Annotated in this window: 5 protein-coding genes; all 5 read right to left on the reverse strand. The window is 71.6% G+C overall.

The features are described 5' to 3' along the window. The coding region (locus P409_RS27190; protein WP_034845768.1) for an RsmB/NOP family class I SAM-dependent RNA methyltransferase at window positions 1-1267 on the reverse strand (1267 nt) is incomplete at its 3' end. Between the two features lie 97 nt (window positions 1268-1364). Further along, on the reverse strand, window positions 1365-2498 hold the full coding sequence (gene queG, locus P409_RS27195; protein WP_034845770.1) for a tRNA epoxyqueuosine(34) reductase QueG: 1134 nt from the start codon (window positions 2496-2498) through the stop codon (window positions 1365-1367). Beyond that, on the reverse strand, window positions 2495-2971 hold the full coding sequence (queF, locus tag P409_RS27200; RefSeq protein WP_034845772.1) for a preQ(1) synthase: 477 nt from the start codon (window positions 2969-2971) through the stop codon (window positions 2495-2497). The genes queG and queF overlap by 4 nt, the downstream gene beginning before the upstream one ends. Window positions 2972-2980: 9 nt before the next feature. Beyond that, window positions 2981-4108, reverse strand: coding sequence for a tRNA guanosine(34) transglycosylase Tgt (gene tgt / locus P409_RS27205; RefSeq protein ID WP_034845774.1), 1128 nt, complete (start codon window positions 4106-4108; stop codon window positions 2981-2983). After that, on the reverse strand, window positions 4101-4662 hold a 562-nt coding region (locus P409_RS27210; protein ID WP_034845776.1), incomplete at its 5' end, for an S-adenosylmethionine:tRNA ribosyltransferase-isomerase. The genes P409_RS27210 and tgt, both read right to left, overlap by 8 nt.

Here is a 4662-nt window from a genome sequence, read left to right on the forward strand (position 1 = left end):
CGTCGGTGCCGTTGGCGGCGGGCGACAGGCGCAGCATGCCGCTGGTCGGCGCCTCGCCGCTGCCCACCGCCTCGTCCCACACCGTCTCGACCGGCACCAGCCGGTAGTCGGGATGGCTGGCCAGGAAGCCCTCGACCTGCGCCTCGTTCTCCTCGCGCAGCAGCGAGCAGGTGGCGTAGATCACCCGGCCGCCATCGGGCTTGGCCAAGCGGGCGGCGCTGTCCAGGATCTCGCGCTGGACGCCGAGCAGCCGCTCCAGATCCATCGGCCGCCAGCGCGCATCCGGGTTGCGGCGCCAGGCGCCGGTGCCGCTGCAGGGCGCGTCGACCAGCACCCGGTCGAACTTGCCGCGCTGCTTCTTCACCCAGCGGTCGCGCTCATTCTCCAACAGGCGCGGCTCGACATTGTCGATGCCGGCGCGGCGCAGCCGCTCCTTGCCGCGGTCGAGCCGGCCCTTGGACACGTCGCAGGCGACGACCCGGCCCTTGCCCTTCATCCGCGCCGCGATGGCCAGCGCCTTGCCGCCGGCGCCGGAGCAGAAATCCACCACCTGCTGGCCTGGCCGGGCGTCGACCAGCAGCGCGATCAGCTGCGAGCCCTCGTCCTGCACCTCGATCAGGCCGGACTGGAAGGCCGGGTGGCGGCCCAGCTGCGGCCGGCCCTTGACCCGGATGCCGAGCGGCGACAGCGGCGTCGCCGCCACGTCCAGCTTGCCGGCGGCCAGCGTCCGCACCACCTCGTCACGGGTGCCGCGCAGCTCGTTCACCCGCAGGTCCAGAGGCGCCTGGTCCAGCAGCGCCGCGACCTCGGCCTCGTAGCGGTCGCCGAAATTCGCCTCCAGCGAGGCGGCGGCCCAGTCCGGGATCTCGCTGCGCACCGGCTTCGGCATGTCCGGGTGGTCGAGCGGCTGGCCGGCGGTGGCCTTGACCAGCCTGTCCTCCGGCCCGTCCAGCGGGATCGGCGCATAGGTCTCACCCGAGAACAGCCGGCCCATGTCCTTGATGGCGACGCCCTCGGCCAGGGTCAGCTCGGCGATCACCCGGTTGCGCGGCGTGTCCTCGGCCTCGACCCGGGCCAGCCACCAGCCCAGCCGGGCGTGATGGCGCAGCACGGCGTAGACGCGAGCGGCGATCTCGCTGCGATCCTTGGAGCCGATGAAGCGGCGGGTGCGGAAATAGGCCGAGACCAGGGCGTCGGCGGGGCGGTTCTCGATGCCGAGGCGCTCGAGAATGTCGATCGTGGCCTGGATGCGGGCGGAGGGGGTCATGGTCCGGAGCGTAGCAGGAAAACGCGCCTTCTACCGCGCTTCGACGGCGGCTACCAGCTTTTGCCCGGCGGCGCGGGGAAGCTATGCGCCGCCGGTATCAGGCCGCCGCCTGCAGCCCGGCCTGCCACTCCTCGCGCACCTCGGCTTCCGGATCCTCGGCGCGTGGGGCGGCCAGCCGCCGTAGCCCCTCCGGTCCCAGCAGCCGGCCGAGGGCCCAGACCGCGGCGCCGCGGACCATGGGCGAGGCATCGTCCAGCAGCGGCTCCACTGCCGGCGCCAGCGTCGGGTCGCCGCTGTTGCCGATGGCGACCAGCACATTGCGCAGGAAGCGGTCGCGGCCGATGCGCTTGATCGGAGAGCCGGAGAAGGCAGCGCGGAAGCCGGCATCATCGAAGCCTAGCAGCGACGCCAGGGCCGGGCCGTTCAGCTCCGGCCGCGGCGCCAGCGCCGCCTCGCGCCCCGCGGCGGCGAACTTGTTCCAGGGGCACACCGCCAAGCAGTCATCGCAGCCATAGATGCGGTTGCCCAGCAGCGGCCGCAGCTCGCGCGGGATCGGGCCCTTGTGCTCGATGGTCAGGTAGGAGATGCAGCGCCGCGCGTCGAGCCGGTACGGCGCCGGGAAGGCCGCGGTCGGGCAGATGTCGAGGCAGGCATGGCAGGAGCCGCAGCGGTCGCGCTCCGGCGCATCCGGCGGCAGCGCGATCGCCAGGTAGATCTCGCCCAGGAACAGCCAGGAGCCCCAGTCGCGCGACACCAGATTGGTATGCTTGCCCTGCCAGCCGATCCCGGCCCGCATCGCCAGCGGCTTCTCCATCACCGGCGCGGTGTCGACGAAGACCTTCAGCTCGCTCTTGAACGTCCGGTGGATCCAGCCGCCCAGCGCCTTCAGCTTCTTCTTGACCACGTCGTGATAGTCGCGGCCCTGGGCATAGACCGAGATCACCCCCCTCTCCCGCTGCTCGAGCAGCGGCAGCGGGTCCTCGGCCGGGCCGTAATTGAGGCCGAGTGACAGCACGGTCAGGGCGTCGGGCCACAGCGTCTGCGGATCGGCACGCCTATCGGCATTCGCCTCCAGCCAGCCCATGTCGCCGTGCTGGCCCTCGCCGAGGAACAGCTCCAGCCGCTCGCGCAGCCGGGGGTCGGGCGTGGCGGCGGCGAAGCCGGCGCTGTCGAAGCCGAGGGCGAAGGCCTCGGCCCGGATACGGTCTTTTATGTCGGCCGGGCCGGTCATCCCCGTCCGCGATAGGTCGGCACGCCCTGGTCGGGCAGCCACAGGCCCTCGGGCGCCGGCCCGCTCTGGTAGAACACGTCGATCGGGATGCCGCCGCGCGGATACCAGTAGCCGCCGATGCGCAGCCAGCGCGGCTTCATCGCCTTGATCAGCCGCTCCGCCACATAGACGGTGCAGTCCTCGTGGAAGGCGCCGTGGTTGCGAAACGAGCCGAGGAACAGCTTCAGCGACTTGCTCTCGACGATCTTCGCCGCCGGGGCGTAGTCGATCACCAGATGGGCGAAGTCGGGCTGGCCGGTTATCGGGCACAGCGAGGTGAATTCCGGCGCGGTGAAGCGCACCAGATACAGCTGCTTCGGCCGCGGGTTCGGCACCGTCTCCAGCACCGCGTCCTCGGGCGATTCCGGCAGCGCCGTGGCCTGGCCGAGCTGGGTGAGCGCTTCGGTTCCCTGCGCCTTGGACTTGCGGGCCATGGTGTCTCCTCAGAGGGCCGGGATGTCGCCCTGCGCCTGCTCCACCTCGAAGGCGGCGGCGAAGGCGTCGAGCGTGCCGGCGGTGATGGCGCCGCGCAGCCCGGCCATCAGGTCCTGATAATAGGTCAGATTGTGCTGGGTCAGCAGCATCAGCCCCAGCACCTCCTCGCTGCGCACCAGATGGTGCAGATAGGCGCGGCTGTACTGGCGGCAGGCCGGGCAGCGGCAGGCTTCGTCCAGCGGCCGCTGGTCGTCCTGGTGGCGGGCGTTGCGCAGGTTGACCGTGCCGCGCCGGGTGAAGGCCTGGCCGGTACGGCCGGAGCGGGTCGGCAGCACGCAGTCGAACATGTCGACGCCGCGGCGGACCGAACCGACCAGGTCGGACGGCTTGCCCACGCCCATCAGGTAGCGCGGCCGGTCATCCGGCAAGGCCGGCACGGTGACGTCGAGGGCGGCGAACATCCGCTCCTGCCCCTCGCCCACCGCCAGGCCGCCGATGGCGTAGCCCTCGAAGCCGATCGCGGTCAGCGCCGCGGCGGATTCGAGCCGGAGATCGGGGTAGATGCTGCCCTGGACGATGCCGAACTGGCCGTAGCCGGGCCGGGCGACGAAGGCGTCGCGCGAGCGCTGCGCCCACTCCATCGACAGGCGCATTGAGCTGGCAGCCACCTCCGGCTCCGCCGGGAACGGCGTGCACTCGTCGAAGGCCATGGTGATGGTGGCGTCCAGCAGGTGCTGGATCTCGGTCGACCGTGCCGGGGACAGCCGGTGCTCGCTGCCGTCGAGATGCGAGCGGAAGGTCACGCCGTCCTTGTCCATGCGCCGCAGCTGCGACAGCGACATCACCTGGAAGCCGCCGGAATCGGTCAGGATCGGGCCGGGCCAGTTCATGAAGCGGTGCAGGCCGCCCAGCCGGGCCACCCGCTCCGCCCCGGGGCGCAGCATCAGGTGGTAGGTGTTGCCCAGCACGATCTGCGCGCCGGTGGCGGCCACCTCCTCCGGCCGCATCGCCTTCACCGTCGCGGCGGTGCCGACCGGCATGAAGGTCGGGGTCTGGACCACGCCATGAGCGGTGTGCAGGCGGCCGGTGCGGGCGGCGCCGTCGCGGGCCAGGGGCTCGAAGCGGAACTCAGTCATCTCTGTCCGACCGGTGCAGCAGGCAGGCGTCGCCATAGGAGTAGAAACGGTAGCCCGCGGAAATGGCATGGGAATAGGCCTGCTTCATCCGCTCCATGCCGGCGAAGGCGCAGACCAGCATGAACAGGGTCGAGCGCGGCAGGTGGAAATTCGTCACCAGCAGGTCGACGGCGCGGAAGCGGTAGCCCGGGGTGATGAAGATCGCGGTCGACCCGTCGAAGGGCCGCACGGTGCCGTCCTCGGCCGCCGCACTCTCCAGCAGGCGCAGGCTGGTGGTGCCGACCGAGACGATGCGGCCGCCGGCGGCGCGCACGGCGTTGATCCGGTCGGCGGCCTCGGCGGTCAGCACGCCGCGCTCGGCATGCATGACATGGCCTTCGACCGTGTCGCTCTTCACCGGCAGGAAGGTGCCGGCGCCGACATGCAGGGTCAGGCGCACCGTCTCGATGCCCCGCGCCGCCAGGGCATCGAGCAGCGGCGGGGTGAAGTGCAGCCCGGCGGTCGGCGCGGCGACGGCGCCGTCATGCCGGGCGAAGACGGTCTGGTAGTCGGCG

It is taken from the genome of Inquilinus limosus MP06 (assembly GCF_000767795.1).
Classification (GTDB): domain Bacteria; phylum Pseudomonadota; class Alphaproteobacteria; order DSM-16000; family Inquilinaceae; genus Inquilinus; species Inquilinus limosus_E.

Bases quoted from the DNA above. Each gene is read 5' to 3' on its own strand.
- queF (WP_034845772.1), bottom strand. From the start codon at position 2,971: ATGGCCCGCAAGTCCAAGGCGCAGGGAACCGAAGCGCTCACCCAGCTC.
- queG (WP_034845770.1), bottom strand. From the start codon at position 2,498: ATGACCGGCCCGGCCGACATAAAAGACCGTATCCGGGCCGAGGCCTTC.
- tgt (WP_034845774.1), bottom strand. From the start codon at position 4,108: ATGACTGAGTTCCGCTTCGAGCCCCTGGCCCGCGACGGCGCCGCCCGC.